The sequence below is a fragment of the Shinella sp. 838 genome (assembly GCF_029623935.1).
Taxonomy (GTDB): domain Bacteria; phylum Pseudomonadota; class Alphaproteobacteria; order Rhizobiales; family Rhizobiaceae; genus Shinella.
The window spans coordinates 709,607-724,838 of sequence record NZ_JARSBQ010000001.1 but is presented as its reverse complement, the minus strand read 5'-3'; the positions used below and the strand labels follow the sequence as shown (position 1 = coordinate 724,838).

The window sequence follows — 15,232 nt, the reverse complement described above, 5'->3', positions numbered from 1 at the left end:
CCTCCTCCCCGAGGGAGGACAGAAACGCCCGCGGTCTCCTCCCCGCGGGCGTTTTCTTTTAGATGGCGATAGGCGCAAGGACATTCCCGGAACAATCCGGTTCACGGCACAGGCTGTTGGCTCGCTCCTCCGGCTGCAGCCCCCCGAACCGGGAAAGGCCCGTTACGGCCGGTCGTATTCGCGGGTCAGGCCCTTGTAGTACTCGCCGGGATCATAGCGCAGGGTGCGGGACTTGCCCGGATTGTTGAAGAAATAATCGTAGAACGACATGTATTGCGCCCGCTCGCTGACGACGATGCTGCCGCGCGGCGCCCGCTCGTCGCCATTCTTGTAACCGTCCGCGGCCATGGCGGGCGCGGCAAGGGCTGCCAGGGCGGCAACGGCGAATGACTTCATGTTCATGGTACTGCTCCGGGATTCGCTTTTCCCCAATATCGGCACCGAGAGTGGAAATTTCATGGGGGCGGCAACAAAAAACCCGCCGTTGCCGGCGGGTTTTGCATCACATTGCAAAGAGCCGTGTTACTTGCAGGCTGCGCAGAAGCGCTGGATGCGCTTGCAGGCTTCCTCGAGCTGGGCCTCGGACGTCGCATAGGAGATGCGGAAGTTCGGGCCGAGGCCGAAGGCCGAGCCATGCACGACGGCGACGCCTTCTGATTCCAACAGTTCCGAAACGAAGTCCTCGTCCGTCTCGATGACCTTGCCCGACGGCGCGGTCTTGCCGATCAGCCCCTTGCAGGACGGATAGACATAGAAAGCGCCTTCCGGCGACGGGCACTCGATGCCCTTGGCCTGATTGAGCATGGAAACGACGAGGTCGCGGCGACCTTCGAAGATCTTCTTGTTTTCCGGAATGAAGTCCTGCGTGCCGTTCAGCGCCTCGACGGCGGCCCACTGGGCGACCGAGCAGGCGCCCGAGGTCTGCTGGCCCTGGATCATGTCCATCGCCTTGATGAGGGCGAGCGGGCCGGCCGCATAGCCGATACGCCAGCCGGTCATCGCATAGGCCTTGGAAACGCCGTTCATCGTCAGCGTACGATCGTAGAGACCGGGCTCGACCTCGACCGGGGTCGCGAACTTGAAGTCGCCATAGGTCAGGTGCTCGTACATGTCGTCCGTCAGCACCCAGACATGCGGGTGGCGCATCAGGACGTCCGTCAGCGCCTTCAGCTCGTCATGGCTGTAGGCGGCGCCCGACGGGTTGGACGGGGAGTTGAAGATGAACCACTTGGTCTTCGGCGTGATCGCCTTCTCCAGGTCTTCCGCCTTCAGCTTGAACTTGTTTTCCTGCGTCGTCGCGACGAAGACCGGCGTGCCGCCGCACAGCGACACCATTTCCGGATAGGACACCCAGTAAGGTGTCGGGATAACGACTTCATCGCCCGGATTCATCGTCGCCATGAAGGCGTTGAAAAGAATCTGCTTTCCGCCCGTGCCGACGATCGTCTGCGCGGCGGTGTAGTCGAGGCCGTTCTCACGCTTGAATTTCTTGACGATCGCTTCGCGCAGTTCCGGGATACCGGCAACGGGCGTGTACTTCGTCTCGCCGCGGTTGATCGCGTCGATGGCGGCTTTCTTGATATTGTCGGGCGTGTCGAAATCCGGTTCGCCAGCACCAAGCCCGATGACGTCACGGCCTTTCGCTTTCAGTTCACGCGCTTTCTGGGAAACGGCGATGGTGGCGGAAGGCTTCACACGGGAAAGGGCGTCGGCAAGAAAGGCCATGATGGAGATGTCCTCATCGGGTTCAAAGACGGCTTGACGCCATGGACCCGGAGCGCCGGGCTCCATAGCGGTTAGGTCTATGTCGAATGTGGGCGGGTCTTGCAAGCGCGAAGGACGAAAAAAGCGGGAAATGCAGGCTATACCGAAAAAATTCATGAGCCCCATCAGCGAACGGAATGGATCGCCGCCCTTGCAAAAACGAGCCACACCAATTGGTTGAGGCAAGCTGCAACATCGAAGATTTTTACGCGAAGGATTAAACCGGCATTAACGGGTGCCCTCTATAATCGCGCCGTCGGGACGTTCCAGCGGATGGTGCGCTGCATGAGCGAAAGAAGCATCTTCTCCAATCTCGTCCGGCAGCCGGGCGGCGCCTTCGGCGCAGCCTACGGCCCCTTCTTCCTGCAATCCGCCCTTCAACCGATCTTTTCCGAGCGCGCGGACGGCCGACCGCAGATCGCCGCATTCAAGGGATTGATCCGCGCCAGCGCGGGCGACATGCCCTGCTCCCCGGCAGAATTCTTCGAACGCGTTCCGGAAGACGAACGCATGGCGGTGGACGGCCTTTGCCGCAGCCTGCACATCCTCAATACCGGTGCGCTCGGCCGGCGCGAGGCCGCGCTCATCATCAATTTCCAGGCCGGGCTCTACACCACGCCTCAGGCCATCCGCCAGGAAGTGGAATGGCTGCGCCTTGCCGCGCACGAGGCAGGCCTGCCGCCGGCGCGCATCGCCTGCGAGATCCGCGAGCACCCGCGGGACGATCTCGACACGCTGGTTTCCTTCGCCGCACGCCTGCATGACAGCGGCTTTGCCATCGCCATCGACAACTACACCGGCGAGGACCACGACCTTGAGCGCCTGGAACGACTGAAGCCGCAATTCGTGACCTTCGATACCGCCTGGCTGCGCAGCTTCGTGGAAAACTCCGCCGGGCTCGCTTTGTTGCGCGTCGTCGTCGGCCAGTTCGCAGCGAAAGGTATTCGCGCCATTGTCGGCGGCATCGAGGAACCGGAAATGATCGCGCTGTGCCGCGACATGGGCGGGCCGCTGATGCAGGGCTACCTGCTTGCCCGGCCGGAGACGGCTCCCACGAGCTTCAACATCACCTTCCCGGAAGGCGACGACGAGCCGGCACAGTCACCTGCCGCAACGCTTGCGGCAACAGGTTTCGCGCCCTTGGAAAACCGAGCCGCGCGACCGGTCCGCCAGTTCGGCCGCAGAGGCATGTAAGACGGCGCAGGCGCGCCGTCTATTCGGTCGAACGCACTGGAAATCCAGCTTTTTTACCCCGCCTTCTTTTCGCCACAATAAATGTCGGGCCTTGCCGCAATTCGGTCGTTCTCGCGCCGATTTCGGCGAGCTTTTTCGGTGCCAAGGCAAGCGAAGGACAGGAGGGGAATACGATGTTTCTGGATGAAGACAAGGTCGGCAGGAAGCCGAAGGCACGCGAATCCCGCGCCATGTTCATGATCGCCATGACGGCGCTCGCTGCCTGCGTCGCCATGGTCGTCAGCCTGATGTCGCCACCCGCCGTCGCGCTCGACACGATCAAGACCTCCGGCATCGAAAAGACGACGTCTCACATCGAGCCCACGCAAAAGTGAGCCGCCCGCCCCGGCGCCGCTCTTGAAAGCCGCTCGCCTCTGGGCCAGTTAACGGCAGAAGACAGGAGACGGCGATGCGACAGGATATTCGGCCCTTGAAAGGCATATTGGCGGGCGCCGCCGCGATGCTCCTCCTGACCGCGACGCTTCTGGTCTCTCCCGCATCCGCCGAAACCCGCGAAATCCCCAGCAAGAAAGCCGCCCTGCTCGTCGAGACGCTGGCGACGGGGCTGAACCAGCCGTGGTCCGTCGAGGTCCTGCCCGATGGCGCCTATCTCGTTTCCGAAAAAGGCGGCACGCTCCGCCTGATCCGCGGCGGCAAGGTCTCCGCGCCCCTTCGCGGCGTGCCCGAAGTCTCCACCACCGGCCAGGGCGGCTTGCTTGACATTGCGCTCGCCCCCGATTTTGCGACCAGCCGCATACTGTACCTGACCTACAGTGCCCGCGGAGACGGCGGTTCCGGCACGGCCGTGGCCAAGGCAAGGCTTGCCGCGGACGACACGGCGCTGGAGGACACGACCCGCATCTTCCTGATGAACCGCCTTACCTCGCGCGGCCAGCATTTCGGCTCGCGCATCGCCATCGCCAAGGACGGCAGCCTGTTCTTCGGCATCGGCGACCGGGGCGAAGGCCCGCGCGCGCAGGATCCGCGCGACCATGCCGGCGCCATCCTGCACATCAACCCGGACGGCAGCCCGCATGCCGACAATCCCTTCCTCGGCAGCGCCGAGGGGCTGGCGGAGATCTGGTCGAAGGGGCACCGCAATCCGCAGGGCCTCGTCATCGACCCGAAGGACGGCACGCTGCTGACCGTCGAGCACGGCGCACGCGGCGGCGACGAGATCAATGTGCCGCAGCCCGGCCACAACTACGGCTGGCCCCTCGTCTCCTTCGGCCGCCATTATTCCGGCGCGGAATTCGACCTCGGCTCGGCGGCGAAAGGCTATGAACAGCCACTCTATTATTGGGACCCGTCCATCGCACCCGGCGCCATCGCCGTCTATCACGGCGCCATGTTCCCGGAATGGGAGGGCAACCTGATCGTCGCCGCTCTCAAATATCAGCTCGTCAGCCGACTGGAGCGCGACGAAAGCGGCGCCGTCGTTTCGGAGGAGCGGATGTTCGACGGCGAATTCGGCCGTATCCGCGATGTCATCGTTGCACCAGACGGTGCGTTGCTGCTCTTGACGGACGATCCGAACGGCGCGCTGCTGCGCGTTTCCCGCTCGACCACGACGGATTGATACCACCCGGCCGACATGCCGCCGCACAACAAAGTATGATTGTCTTCCGTCTACAGCCCCTTCCTTCGGCAGCGCAATATAGATCGCACGAAGACTGCAAAGCCCCGTAAAACCTGCGGGTTTTTTCGGCAATCGCCCGGAATTTGACCAAAGTGAGGCGCGTCAAACACGCGCTAAAACTTTTGCTTGCCAATTTAACGCAAACGCATCACTCTTGCGCCGTTCGGGCAATTTGCGAACACGGGAAGACCTTGAATAAAAGCGCGCCGGAGACGCGAAATAATTCCGGGCAGCCAAGATCTGGACAGTCCACGAGACTAGCTGGCTGGCTGGCTGCGGTGAAAACAGGACCCTTTCCTCAACCTCGAGAACTGCCTGCCTAACGCCCCTCGGGGCAAAACTGATGTGCTGCCCGCCGCCAATATACGGGCAGAGAGAAAAGGACCTGACGTATGGCCGAGACTGGCATCGTAAAATTCTTCAACACCGAGAAGGGCTTTGGCTTTATCAAGCCCGACAACGGTGGTGCGGATATCTTCGTACACATTTCCGCTGTGCAGGCTTCCGGCCTGAACGGCCTTTCCGAAAACCAGAAGGTAAGCTTCGACACGGAACCCGATCGCCGCGGCAAAGGCCCGAAGGCGGTCAACCTGCAGATCGCCGGCTGAACCGGCGCCTTTCAGGATTTTCAGTTGAAGCCCGGCAGAGATGCCGGGTTTTTTTGTTCAGCCACGGTTCAGCCTCTTTCCTCTAGTTTCCTCGCCATCAGCCGGCGTTGGGCCGGAGCCTAGGGAAAGACGTCATGAACAAGTTCCTCAAGACCCTTGTGTTGTCCGCAGCCGTCGCCGCGACGACCCTCACCGCAACGGCCGGCGTCGTTGAAGCGCGTGACCGCAACCGCGATGGCTACTGGCGCGAAGGCGATACCTACGAGTACCGCAAGCCGCGACGCCACAACCGCGACCGCGACAATGGCCGCGATGCCGTCGTTGGCGGCGCGCTGGGCCTTGCCACCGGCCTCATCATCGGCGGCGCCATCGCCAACCAGCCGCGCTACGAAGAGCGCCGCGTCTATGTGGAGCCGGACTACTATCCGGAACCCGAGCCGCGCGTGATCTACCGCCAGCCGGTCGTCGTGCCGAGCTACGAGCCCTGGACCCAGTCCTGGTACGACTACTGCGCACGGCGCTATCGCTCGTTCAACCCGAACAGCGGTACCTTCGTCGGCTATGATGGCCGTGAACACTTCTGCACCGCCGGCTGAAACCGGACCGGGCCGACATCGAGAGGCGGGCGCCAGGCGGCGCTCGCCTCTTTTGCGTTTACAGGCCGCGCAGGAACGGGTTCGTGCGCCGCTCCTCGCCGATCTTGCCGCCCGGCCCATGCCCGCAAAGGAATCCGACCTCGTCGCCAAGCGGGAATACCTTGTCGCGGATGGAATCCAAGAGCTGCTGATGGTTGCCGCCCGGCAGGTCCGTTCGGCCGATCGATCCCTGGAAGAGCACGTCGCCGAGATGGGCGAAGCCCTGACCGCGGTGGAAATAGATGACGTGCCCCGGCGCATGGCCGGGCGTGTGGTAGACTTCGAAGGTGTGGTCGCCGAAGGATACCGTATCGCCATCCTCTAGCCAGCGGTCGGGCAGCACATTGCTCACCTTCATCGGCACGCCGAACATCGAGGCCTGCGCTTCCAGCCGCTGCAACAGCGACAGGTCGTCCTTGTGCGGGCCGATGATGTCGATGCCGAGCGCCTCCTTCAGCTCCTTGGCGCCGCCGGCATGATCGATATGGCCATGCGTCAGCCAGATCGCCTTCACCGTGATGCCGTTCTCCTCCAGAGTCTTGAGGATCACCTCGACATCGCCGCCGGGATCGACGACGACGCCCTCCTTCGTCTCGCTGTCGAAGAGAATGGTGCAGTTCTGCTGGAAGGGGGTGACGGGAATGATGCCCGCCTGAAGCATGCCCATGGGGTCCTCGCTCAAAGTGCCGCGTTGCGCCTGATATAGCCATTACCGCGCCGCAGGCAAAGGACGCTGCAAGACATCAGGTTTTTCGCGTAAGCCCTTCAAGAGACTCCCGGATCGGGCAACAGGCGCCAAGAACCCTATGCCGGCTCAGCGCAGGCTGGCGATCTCCTGTGCCGGGCCGGTGGCCAGCGTCGGCGAGACGGTGGAGAAGAGCAGCGCCACGACGGCGATGTTGACGGCGGCATAGAGATAAACGACCGGGCGAAGGCGGCTCGCAACCGGGTTTTCCTGCTTCTGGGTGTTCGTCCGCATGGTCCTGTTTCCTGGCTGTCGGCCGCGTTCGGCTCTGTCTCATCCGTTGTGATCGGTTTCTACAACGGCGGCAGAGTCGAACCTGTTCCTGCGGGAACAGGGCAAGGCGGACGGCTGTTGCCCGTCCGCAACATCGCTCAGAGCGGCAAGGCCATCGTCTCCTTCAGCGTATCGAGAACGATGGCCGTCTTCACATGCGAAACGGATTCGTGCGGCAGAAGCACATCGTTGACGAAGGCCGACAGCGCCTTGAGGTTCGGCACGACGACCTTGATGATGTAGTCCATCTCCCCCGTCAGCGAGAAAGCCTCCAACACCTCCGGCAGATTGGAAATCAGCCGTGCGAACCGTACGGCATTGTCGCGATTGTGCGTCGAAAGCGTCACCGTAACGACGATGACGATGCCAAGATCGAGCTTTTCCCGGTCGAGTTCCGCCCGATAGGCGCGGATGATGCCCTCCTCCTCCAGCCGGATACGCCGGCGGGAACATTGCGAGGGGGAAAGATGGATGCGCTCGGACAGTTCGTTGTTGGTCAGACGCGCGTCCTGCTGCAGATGCGCGAGCAGTTTACGGTCGAATTCGTCCAGTTGCACGGATTGCCCTCCAAACCTGCATTTCACGCACGAATATCGCGGAGAATTATCAAAACGCAAGCACTATGCACACACATTGCATGGAGTACGCGTCATACTTCCCGTCATAACCATCGAGGAGGACGACGGATGGGCCCTTTCCCGCATGACGCGCCGCCGGCGCTGATCACCGCCGATAACCCGGCCGGGACCGACGGGTTCGAGTTCGTCGAATTCGCCCATCCCGAACCGGAAAAGCTGGAAGAGCTGTTTGCCCGCATGGGATACAGCAAGGTCGCGACTCACCGCACGAAGGCGATCTCCGTCTGGCGCCAGGGCGACATCAACTATGTGATCAACGCCGAGCCCGGCTCGCATGCCATGACATTCGCCGGCTTGCACGGGCCCTGCGCCGCCTCCATGGCCTGGCGCGTGGTCGATGCGAAACACGCCTTCGCCCATGCCGTCTCCAAGGGCGCGACGCCCTACGAAGGGAACGACAAGGCACTCGACGTGCCCGCCATCGTCGGAATCGGCGGCTCACTGCTCTATTTCGTCGAAAAATACGGCGCCAAGGGCTCGGCCTATGACGCGGAATTCGACTGGACCGGCGAACGCGACCCCAAACCGCAGGGCGTCGGCTTCTACTATCTCGATCACCTCACCCACAATGTCTATCGCGGCAACATGGACAAGTGGTGGGACTTCTATCGCGAGTTGTTCGGCTTCAAGCAGATCCATTTCTTCGACATTGACGGCCGCATTACCGGCCTCGTGTCGCGCGCCATCACCTCGCCCTGCGGCAAGATCCGCATTCCCCTGAACGAATCGAAGGACGAGACGAGCCAGATCGTCGAGTACCTGAAGAAGTACAAGGGCGAAGGCATCCAGCACATCGCCGTCGGTACGGACGGAATCTACGACGCCACCGACAGGCTCGCCGACAATGGCGTGAAGTTCATGCCCGGTCCGCCGGACAATTATTACGACCGCTCCTATGTGCGCGTCGTGGGCCATGAAGAGCCGGTCGAGCGTATGAAGACGCACGGCATCCTGATCGACGGCGAAGGCGTCGTCGATGGCGGCATGACGAAGATCCTGCTCCAGATCTTCTCGAAGACCGTGATCGGCCCGATCTTCTTCGAATTCATCCAGCGCAAAGGCGACGAAGGCTTTGGCGAGGGCAATTTCCGGGCGCTCTTCGAATCGATCGAGGAAGATCAAATCCGCCGGGGCGTCATCGCAGCAGAATAACAACCGCGGCAACCAAGCCACTGCGGGGAAGGAAGAGGCGGCCGCCCAGCGGCCGCCTCTTTACGTTTCAAAACTCCGGTGCAGGACGCACATGGACAAATTGACTTATCCCAATTTTATCCGCACGTTGCAGGTGTCGAGTCTTTCGGCAACGGGCGCGCGGGCTCCAGGCCGCGCCCCGGTAGCGAGGCAAGTGTCCGGCTCGGATCACTCTCTATTCCGGGCGGACCTTTCGGAGGGGAAGTCATGGAAGCATTGATGCCCATCATCACGCAGCTCATCGCCGGGGCCGTTGGCGGCAACGTGGCCGGCGCCGCCCTGAAACAGGCGGCCGTGAGCGCGATCGTCCGCACCATCGTCGGCGCCATCGGCGGTGTCGGTGGCGGCTTTCTCCTGCAGATGCTGGGCGGTGAAGCCGGCCTCTCGGGCCTCGTTGCCAACGGCATCGGCGGCCTTGTCGGCGGCGGCGTGCTGACGGCGATCGTCGGCGCGGTGCTCGGCAAGAAGCCAGCCTGAAACGAAGAAAGGCGGCCCGAAAGGGCCGCCCGGTTCTTCATCCCGATTTACCCGAAGCCACCATCGTCATCCTCGCGTTTAACCCGGGGACGGCTCATGGCGGAGCGATACGAGCGTGCCGCTTACTCCGCCGCAGCGGCGACGGGATACACTTCCTTCATGTAGTCGTTCATCAGCGTTTCGCAGATCGTGCCCGGCGTGAAGCGGTAGGGGCCGATTTCCGAGACCGGCGTCACTTCCGCCGCAGAGCCCGTCAGGAAGCATTCGGAAAAGTCCGACAGCTCTTCCGGCAGGATCGCCCGCTCGATGACCTGGTAGCCGCGGCGCTTGGCAAGCTCGATAACCGTGCGACGCGTGATGCCGTCGAGGAAGCAATCCGGCACCGGAGTGTGGATGACGCCGTCCTTGACGAAGAAGATATTTGCACCCGTGGCTTCCGCCACCTGGCCGCGATAGTCGAGCATCATCGCATCCGCATAGCCCTTGGCTTCGGCGGCGTGCTTGGAGATCGTGCAGATCATGTAGAGGCCGGCGGCCTTCGATTTCGAGGGCGCGGTCTTCGGGTCGGGGCGGCGGTACTCGGCGATGTCGAGGCGGATGCCCTTCAGCTTTTCGGCCGGATTGAAGTAGCTGCCCCACTGCCAGATGGCGATGGCAACGTTGATGCGGTTGTTCTGCGCCGAAACGCCCATCATCTCCGAACCGCGCCAGGCGATCGGCCGCGCATAGGCTTCGGAAAAGCCCTGGCGCCTCAGGAGCTCGATCGTCGCCGCATCCAGCTCTTCCACGGAATAGGGAATCTTGAAGCCGAGGATTTCGGCGGACGTGTGCAGGCGCTGGTTGTGCTCGGTGAGCTTGAAGATGCGCCCGCCATAGGCGCGCTCGCCTTCGAACACGGCGCTGGCATAGTGCAGGCCGTGGGTCAGCACGTGGATTTTCGCGTCCTTCCAGTCGACGAACTCGCCGTTGAACCAGATTTGCCCATCCAGCTGATCGAAAGGAACTGCCATCGTCTCATCCTCCGGCGCATCCGCGCCATTCTTTCAAGTTGATTGTTTTGCCTGTAACGGTCTAACCAGAAACAGGCCCGGATTACCTGATCATGAGCGTAATCCGGATTGGGGATCGGAAAAACACCGGATTTCTTCGGCGTCCGGGAACCGCAATATAGGCGGGACCCTAACAAGGGCGGCAAAATATGTCAACAAAGCTGACATATTTTGCTATAAATTACGCGGGGACGGCAAGGCATGAAAGGAAATGACAACGTGGCGCGACAGATGCCGGACAAGAACGGCGTGAGCGAGCTGCACCACGACGCCATGACAGGCGACGATCGCATCGATTTCGAGATCATCGAAGGCTTCTTCTTCGCCTATCGCGACTTCATTTCCGATCCCGACGCGATCCTGGAAAAGAGCGGCTTCGGCCGTGCCCATCACCGGGTCGTGCACTTCGTCAACCGCGAGCCGGGCATGACGGTCGCCGACCTGCTCGATACGCTGAAGATCACCAAGCAGAGCCTGGCGCGCGTCTTGAAGCAGCTCATCGATTCCGGCTATATCCAGCAGGTTGCCGGCCCCGAAGACCGCCGCCAGCGGAAGCTTTATCCGACGCGGACAGGACGGGAACTGGCGCTGGCGCTCGCCGAGCCGCAATCCCGCCGCATCGCCCGTGCATTTGAGGCGATGAGCGCGGACGAGCGCCGGGTGGTGATCCAGTTCCTCACCGGCATGCAGAACGCCAAGAGCGAATGAACGGCTGACAAGCAGAAAAGGGAGGACAGACGATGACCGCTGCCGGCACGCCCTCCGACGACGCGTCCCATCTCCTCGTCGTCGACGACGACACGCGCATCCGCGATCTCCTCAATCGCTACCTGATGGGCGAGGGCTTTCGTGTCACCGTCGCTGCAGATGCCGACGAGGCGCGGCGCAAGCTGCGCGGCCTCGATTTCGACCTCATCATCATGGACGTGATGATGCCCGGTGAAAGCGGCCTGTCGCTGACGAAGAGCCTGCGGGAAATCCGCCCGGTGCCGATCCTCATGCTGACGGCGCTTGCCGAATCGAAGGCCCGCATCGAGGGCCTGGAGGCCGGCGCCGACGACTATCTTTCGAAACCCTTCGAGCCGCGCGAGCTGGTGCTGCGCATCAACAACATCCTGAAACGCAACGCCGCGCCGGCGACGCCGAAGATCGAGCAGGTCATGTTCGGTCCCTACACCTTCTCCATCGTGCGCAAGGAACTCAAACGCGGCAGCGACGCCATCCGGCTTACGGATCGCGAACAGGAGATCATGCTGCTCTTCTCGCTGCGCGCGGGCGAAACCATTCCACGCCACGAACTGATCGGCGAAGAAACAGAAGTGGGTGAACGCACAATCGACGTGCAGATCAATCGCTTGAGGCGTAAGATCGAGGACGATCCGTCCAACCCGGTGTGGCTGCAGACCGTGCGCGGCATCGGTTACCGACTGAGCGTGGAGCAAGGCTGATCGTGCGCCGCACAGTGCAATTCAAGCAAAGGTTTAACGCGGTTTTCCGTACGCATCCGCATGAACATCTTGCGGCAAGCTCTTGGCGCGACTCACACAATCGCAGCCGCCCCATCTTGGAAAATCCGGTCCGATGACCACCTTCGAGACCTTCAAACGGGATATCGAGCGCGCACCGGCCGCCGGCTGGAAGCGCCTTGCCCGCTGGCTGCGCCGCCAGATGCCGACGGGCCTTTATGCCCGCTCGCTGCTGATCATCATCATCCCCATGGTGCTGCTCCAGTCGGTCGTCGCCTTCGTCTTCATGGAGCGCCACTGGCAGCTCGTCACGCAGCGCCTCTCCACTGCCGTCACCCGTGACATCGCCGCCATCATCGATCTCATCGACACCTACCCGCAGGATTCCAACTACTCCGAGATCACGCGTATCGCGCGCGAGCGGCTGGAGCTCAACATCGCCATCGAGCCGGGCACGGAACTGCCCGCCCCGCGCACCAAGCCGTTCTTCAATATTCTCGACGAGATCCTGAGCGAGGAGATCGTGCGGCAGATCCGCCGCCCGTTCTGGATCGACACGGTCGGCGAAAGCAATCTCGTCGAAATCCGCATCCTGCTCGACAACAAGATCCTGCGCGTCTATGCGCGGCGCAATCAGGCCTATGCCTCGAACACGCACATCTTCCTGCTCTGGATGGTCGGCACCTCGCTGGTGCTGATCACCATCTCCATCCTCTTCCTGCGCGGTCAGATCCGGCCGATCCTGGCGCTGGCGCAGGCGGCGGAGAGTTTCGGCAAGGGCCAGAAGATGCCAGAGGACTTCGCCCCACGCGGGGCGGACGAGGTACGCCGTGCCGGCCTTGCCTTCATCCTCATGCGCGAGCGCATCGAACGGCAGATGGAACAGCGAACGGCCATGCTGACCGGCGTCAGCCACGACCTGCGCACGATCCTCACGCGCTTCAAGCTGCAACTGGCGCTCGCCGGCGACAATCCCGACCTGCAGGGCCTCAACAAGGACGTCGCGGACATGCAGACCATGCTCGAAGGATACCTTTCCTTCGCGCGTGGCGATGTCGAGGAAGACGTCGGCGAGCTGCGGCTTTCCACCCTCTTCGACAAGTTCGCCATGGAGGCGGAGCTGCACGAGCGCACTTTCTCCAGCGAGATCGACGGCGAGGACGAGGTCATGGTGCGTCCGAACGCCTTCAGCCGCCTCGTGGGCAACCTCGTCTCCAACTCCATGCGCTACGCCAAGACGGTGCATGTCGAGGCGCGGCACCGCTCCAAATGGCTGACCATCACCGTCGACGACGACGGCCCGGGCATTCCCGAACGCTCGCGTGACGACGTCTTCAAGCCTTTCTTCCGGCTCGATGAAGCACGCAATCTCGACGCGTCGGGCACCGGTCTCGGCCTTGCCATCGCCCGCGACATCGCCCGCAGCCACGGCGGCAACGTCACCCTGTCGGATAGCCCGATGGGCGGCCTGCGCGCAACGATCCGTATTCCCGCATAGTGGTCAGGCGGAACCGATGAGCACATCTTCCTTCGACGGCCTGACCTGGCTCAACCCACCGGCGGAAAGCGCGATCCGCGACGGCCGCCTCCATGTCCGCACCGGCCTTAGAAGCGATTTCTGGCAGCGCACCTATTACGGCTTCCAGCCGGACAGCGGCCATTTCCTGCACCGCCCCCGGGCTGGCGACTTCACGCTGGAGACGACCTTTTCCGGCCGCTATGAAACGCTCTACGACCAGGCCGGCCTGATGGTCCGTCACGACGAAACGACCTGGATGAAATGCGGCATCGAATTCACCGACGGTGCGAAACACTTCAGCGTGGTGGTGACGCGCGGCTATTCCGACTGGTCCGCCTTCCGCATCGACCGCGATTTCGAGGCGATATCCGTGCGTGTGACACGCAACGGCGATGCGCTCTTCGTCCAGTACCGGACGGATGCCATGTCCGAATGGCGCATGGCACGCCTCGCCTATTTTCCGCCGGAGCTTCCGGACCTTTTGGTCGGCCTGATGGCCTGCTCGCCCCAGCGTGGGGGTTTCGAGGCGGAGTTCTCGGAGTTCCGGCTGGGGCCGCCCCTGTCGCGGGATATCCACTAGGCCGGAGGCTTTCTGTTCAGCGTCACCGGCTGTCCTACGCCCGGTCTCCGAAGGCCGTGAATCAGCACATCTTCTTGCCGTTCGGCACCGGCCGCTCGACGCCGGCAAGCACGATGGCGCCCGCCTCGTCCTCGAAGCCGAGTGTCAGCACTTCCGAGCGCACCGGGCCGATCTGGCGCGGCGGGAAGTTGACGACGGCGAGCACCTGACGGCCGACGAGATCTTCCAGCGTGTAGTGCACGGTGATCTGCGCCGACGACTTCTTGATGCCGATCTCGGGGCCGAAATCGATCGTCAGCTTGTAGGCGGGCTTGCGTGCTTCCGGGAACGGCAGCGCTTCGATGATGGTGCCGGCGCGAATGTCGACCCGTTCGAAATCGGCATAGGTAATGGTGTCGGTCATGGAAAATCCTTGGTCTGTTCCGGCCCCTCACCCGGTCTGCCGGTTACCTTTTCCCCGCAAGCAGGGGGCGAAGGGGAGATGCCGCCCCGTTTTCCTCAAACAATGACCGGTTCGTGGGCCACGTCCCCTCTCCCCGCTTGCAGGGAAAAGGGTCGGCTGAGGGGAAAACTCGAAAACGGGCGCCCGAAAAATCAGCCCGCCAATTCCTCGGCCCGCGTGCGCGCGGCGGCGATCGCCTTGTCGAAGAGCGGCTGCATGCCATCTTCGGCCATGAGAACGGCGAGCGCCGCAGCGGTGGTGCCGCCGGGCGAGGTAACGTTCTGGCGCAGGCGGGCGGCGTCGTCGGGGGACTGATGAAGCAGTTCACCAGCCCCCGCGACAGTTTCCCGTGCGAGCCGCATGGCGAGGTCCGCCGGCAGACCCGCTTTGCGTCCTGCCTCCGCCATGCACTCGACGAGATAAAAGACATAGGCCGGTCCGCTGCCGGAGACGGCCGTGACGGCGTCGATATCCCCCTCGGATGCGACCCATTCGACCGGGCCGCTCACCTTGAGAAGGGCGTGAACGAAATCGCGCTGGCCCGCAGAGACTCGGGCATTGGCATAGGCACCCGTCACGCCGCGACCGATCATGGCCGGCGTGTTCGGCATGGCGCGCACGGTGGCGGCAGCGCCGAGATGGTTTTCAAGATTGGCGATGGTCTTGCCGGCGGCGACCGAAACGATCACCGTTTCCGGACCGACGAGACCCTTCAGGGGCGGCAGCACCTGGTCCATCACCTGCGGCTTGACCGCAACGAAAAGCACGCCGGCCTTGACACCCTCGGGTGCCGAGGTTTCGTGGCGCACGCCATCGTCGGCAATCAGCTTCGCCATGGCCGGTTGCGGGCCGGGATCGATGACGATGACCGAAGAACCGGAAATGCCGCTCTTCAGCCAACCCGCCAGCATCGCGCCGCCCATATTACCGGCACCGATGAGAACGATAGGCCCCGAACCTGCAACTGCCATCC

19 protein-coding genes are annotated in these 15,232 nt (G+C 62.7%); 11 read left to right on the top strand and 8 right to left on the bottom strand.

The window, feature by feature from the left end; translation table 11 throughout:
- Nucleotides 1-162: 162 nt before the first annotated feature.
- Nucleotides 163-402 carry a hypothetical protein gene (locus P9A16_RS03465; RefSeq protein ID WP_023516182.1) on the bottom strand — a complete coding sequence of 80 codons (240 nt, stop codon included), beginning with the start codon at nucleotides 400-402 and terminating at the stop codon, nucleotides 163-165.
- Between the two features lie 120 nt (nucleotides 403-522).
- The gene (locus P9A16_RS03460) at nucleotides 523-1,725 is read right to left on the bottom strand and encodes a pyridoxal phosphate-dependent aminotransferase (RefSeq protein ID WP_024271248.1); all 1,203 of its coding nucleotides are present in this window, start codon (nucleotides 1,723-1,725) and stop codon (nucleotides 523-525) included.
- Between the two features lie 324 nt (nucleotides 1,726-2,049).
- Between P9A16_RS03460 and P9A16_RS03455 the strand changes: the two genes are divergently transcribed.
- The 5 genes from P9A16_RS03455 (at nucleotide 2,050) to P9A16_RS03435 (ending at nucleotide 5,840) form a co-directional block, all read left to right on the top strand.
- Complete coding sequence (locus P9A16_RS03455; protein WP_037408721.1) at nucleotides 2,050-2,958, top strand: EAL domain-containing protein; 909 nt, start codon at nucleotides 2,050-2,052, stop codon at nucleotides 2,956-2,958.
- 173 nt (nucleotides 2,959-3,131) lie between these two features.
- The gene (locus P9A16_RS03450) at nucleotides 3,132-3,332 is read left to right on the top strand and encodes a hypothetical protein (protein WP_023517239.1); all 201 of its coding nucleotides are present in this window, start codon (nucleotides 3,132-3,134) and stop codon (nucleotides 3,330-3,332) included.
- Between the two features lie 74 nt (nucleotides 3,333-3,406).
- The gene (locus P9A16_RS03445; RefSeq protein ID WP_024271247.1) at nucleotides 3,407-4,576 is read left to right on the top strand and encodes a PQQ-dependent sugar dehydrogenase; all 1,170 of its coding nucleotides are present in this window, start codon (nucleotides 3,407-3,409) and stop codon (nucleotides 4,574-4,576) included.
- Between the two features lie 452 nt (nucleotides 4,577-5,028).
- Nucleotides 5,029-5,244 carry a cold-shock protein gene (locus P9A16_RS03440; RefSeq protein ID WP_023515606.1) on the top strand — a complete coding sequence of 72 codons (216 nt, stop codon included), beginning with the start codon at nucleotides 5,029-5,031 and terminating at the stop codon, nucleotides 5,242-5,244.
- 134 nt (nucleotides 5,245-5,378) lie between these two features.
- Nucleotides 5,379-5,840 (top strand): BA14K family protein, encoded by a 462-nt coding sequence (locus tag P9A16_RS03435; RefSeq protein ID WP_023515605.1) that lies wholly within the window; start codon nucleotides 5,379-5,381, stop codon nucleotides 5,838-5,840.
- A 58-nt stretch (nucleotides 5,841-5,898) separates the two neighbouring features.
- On the opposite strand, the gene P9A16_RS03430 is transcribed toward P9A16_RS03435, so the two are convergent.
- The 3 genes from P9A16_RS03430 to P9A16_RS03420 all read right to left on the bottom strand — a co-directional run bounded on the left by P9A16_RS03430 (nucleotide 5,899) and on the right by P9A16_RS03420 (nucleotide 7,454).
- Nucleotides 5,899-6,540: an MBL fold metallo-hydrolase gene (locus P9A16_RS03430; protein WP_023515604.1), complete on the bottom strand. Its 642-nt coding sequence runs from the start codon at nucleotides 6,538-6,540 to the stop codon at nucleotides 5,899-5,901.
- A 153-nt stretch (nucleotides 6,541-6,693) separates the two neighbouring features.
- Complete coding sequence (locus tag P9A16_RS03425; RefSeq protein WP_023515603.1) at nucleotides 6,694-6,858, bottom strand: hypothetical protein; 165 nt, start codon at nucleotides 6,856-6,858, stop codon at nucleotides 6,694-6,696.
- Between the two features lie 137 nt (nucleotides 6,859-6,995).
- Entirely contained in the window at nucleotides 6,996-7,454 is a 459-nt protein-coding gene (locus P9A16_RS03420; RefSeq protein WP_024271246.1) for an Lrp/AsnC family transcriptional regulator, read from the bottom strand.
- Nucleotides 7,455-7,583: 129 nt separating this feature from the next.
- Between P9A16_RS03420 and hppD the strand changes: the two genes are divergently transcribed.
- Both hppD and P9A16_RS03410 read left to right on the top strand, forming a co-directional pair.
- Nucleotides 7,584-8,687: a 4-hydroxyphenylpyruvate dioxygenase gene (hppD, locus tag P9A16_RS03415; protein WP_024271245.1), complete on the top strand. Its 1,104-nt coding sequence runs from the start codon at nucleotides 7,584-7,586 to the stop codon at nucleotides 8,685-8,687.
- A gap of 246 nt (nucleotides 8,688-8,933) precedes the next feature.
- Entirely contained in the window at nucleotides 8,934-9,203 is a 270-nt protein-coding gene (locus P9A16_RS03410) for a hypothetical protein (RefSeq protein WP_023515615.1), read from the top strand.
- 122 nt (nucleotides 9,204-9,325) lie between these two features.
- On the opposite strand, the gene P9A16_RS03405 is transcribed toward P9A16_RS03410, so the two are convergent.
- On the bottom strand, nucleotides 9,326-10,213 hold the full coding sequence (locus tag P9A16_RS03405) for a branched-chain amino acid aminotransferase (RefSeq protein WP_023515614.1): 888 nt from the start codon (nucleotides 10,211-10,213) through the stop codon (nucleotides 9,326-9,328).
- Nucleotides 10,214-10,483: 270 nt separating this feature from the next.
- Between P9A16_RS03405 and P9A16_RS03400 the strand changes: the two genes are divergently transcribed.
- From P9A16_RS03400 to P9A16_RS03385, 4 genes are all read left to right on the top strand, one after another.
- Nucleotides 10,484-10,960 carry a MarR family winged helix-turn-helix transcriptional regulator gene (locus P9A16_RS03400; protein WP_088016405.1) on the top strand — a complete coding sequence of 159 codons (477 nt, stop codon included), beginning with the start codon at nucleotides 10,484-10,486 and terminating at the stop codon, nucleotides 10,958-10,960.
- Nucleotides 10,961-10,992: 32 nt separating this feature from the next.
- The gene (locus P9A16_RS03395) at nucleotides 10,993-11,700 is read left to right on the top strand and encodes a response regulator (RefSeq protein ID WP_024271244.1); all 708 of its coding nucleotides are present in this window, start codon (nucleotides 10,993-10,995) and stop codon (nucleotides 11,698-11,700) included.
- A 133-nt stretch (nucleotides 11,701-11,833) separates the two neighbouring features.
- Nucleotides 11,834-13,216: an ATP-binding protein gene (locus P9A16_RS03390; protein ID WP_023515646.1), complete on the top strand. Its 1,383-nt coding sequence runs from the start codon at nucleotides 11,834-11,836 to the stop codon at nucleotides 13,214-13,216.
- 16 nt (nucleotides 13,217-13,232) lie between these two features.
- Nucleotides 13,233-13,817 carry a DUF1349 domain-containing protein gene (locus P9A16_RS03385; protein ID WP_023515647.1) on the top strand — a complete coding sequence of 195 codons (585 nt, stop codon included), beginning with the start codon at nucleotides 13,233-13,235 and terminating at the stop codon, nucleotides 13,815-13,817.
- A 61-nt stretch (nucleotides 13,818-13,878) separates the two neighbouring features.
- Here the strand turns inward: P9A16_RS03385 and P9A16_RS03380 are convergent, their stop codons facing one another.
- Nucleotides 13,879-14,220, bottom strand: a complete 342-nt coding sequence (locus tag P9A16_RS03380; RefSeq protein WP_023515648.1) for a tRNA-binding protein — start codon at nucleotides 14,218-14,220, stop codon at nucleotides 13,879-13,881.
- Between the two features lie 191 nt (nucleotides 14,221-14,411).
- Complete coding sequence (gene proC, locus P9A16_RS03375; protein ID WP_023515649.1) at nucleotides 14,412-15,230, bottom strand: pyrroline-5-carboxylate reductase; 819 nt, start codon at nucleotides 15,228-15,230, stop codon at nucleotides 14,412-14,414.
- Nucleotides 15,231-15,232: the final 2 nt, after the last annotated feature.